This window comes from Bowmanella dokdonensis (genome assembly GCF_017254865.1).
In the GTDB taxonomy this organism is placed as follows: Bacteria; Pseudomonadota; Gammaproteobacteria; order Enterobacterales; family Alteromonadaceae; genus Bowmanella; species Bowmanella dokdonensis.
The window spans coordinates 1-288 of sequence record NZ_JAFKCV010000375.1 but is presented as its reverse complement, the minus strand read 5'-3'; the positions used below and the strand labels follow the sequence as shown (position 1 = coordinate 288).

Sequence of the window (288 nt, the reverse complement as noted above, 5' to 3'; positions counted from 1 at the left end):
AACATTAGACCAAGTCACACTACTGGTTTTGGCCATGTTTCTGACCATATACCGATAATGTGGATTAAAGTCCGGCGCATCATCCACATTGGCGGCAGATAGCTTGAATGATGCACTATCCCAGCGTTTCTGAGCGCCGGTAAATTCCAGATACGCTTCCTGAACCACCGCACCTTGAGGAATAGTGACATTTTCAAAACGCATACCAATGTAACGGTTATAGTCATTATCAAAGGTCAGCTCGGTACCTGTGGCATCATAGCCATCACCGCGCTCTTCAACGTTGTC

1 protein-coding gene is annotated in these 288 nt (G+C 46.5%); it reads right to left on the bottom strand.

Annotated elements, in window-relative coordinates; genetic code table 11:
- The coding region (locus tag J0A66_RS22995; protein ID WP_206576096.1) for a hypothetical protein at positions 1-288 on the bottom strand (288 nt) is incomplete at both ends.